General features: G+C 33.0%; 1 protein-coding gene. It reads left to right on the top strand.

The features are described 5' to 3' along the window. A partial coding sequence (locus tag RI68_RS03025) for an ATP-binding protein (protein WP_017193755.1) occupies nucleotides 1-373 on the top strand: 373 nt, incomplete at both ends.

Genomic DNA, 373 nt, shown 5'->3' with positions numbered 1-373 from the left:
CTTAGCCAAAGAAACAAATTTACCTTTCTTCGAAGTAAGTAGTGCTATTTTTTCACAACAATATTGCGGAATAGCGCCTCAAATGGTTAAAGATTTATTTGAAACAGCTAGAGAAGAAGCAGATAAAAACAAAGGAGCTATTATCTTCTTAGATGAATGCGAAACCATTTTTACTGATTTAGGAACATTAAAAGCTGGTTCAGAAATCGCCAATGTGGTAAACCAATTCAAAACCGAAATGACATCATTTGAAAATAATCCTGAAAAACCTATTTTCATTATTGGCGCTACAAACCACATCGACCAAATTGATGAAGCCATCAAATCAAGATTTACTTACAACATCGAAGTTAAACCAGGTAATAAAGAAGAA

The sequence above is a fragment of the Vaccinium witches'-broom phytoplasma str. VAC genome, assembly GCF_000309405.1.
In the GTDB taxonomy this organism is placed as follows: Bacteria; Bacillota_I; Bacilli_A; order Acholeplasmatales; family Acholeplasmataceae; genus Phytoplasma.
Note: the sequence above shows the minus strand (reverse complement) of the source record. Positions and strands in the feature narration are given on the sequence as shown.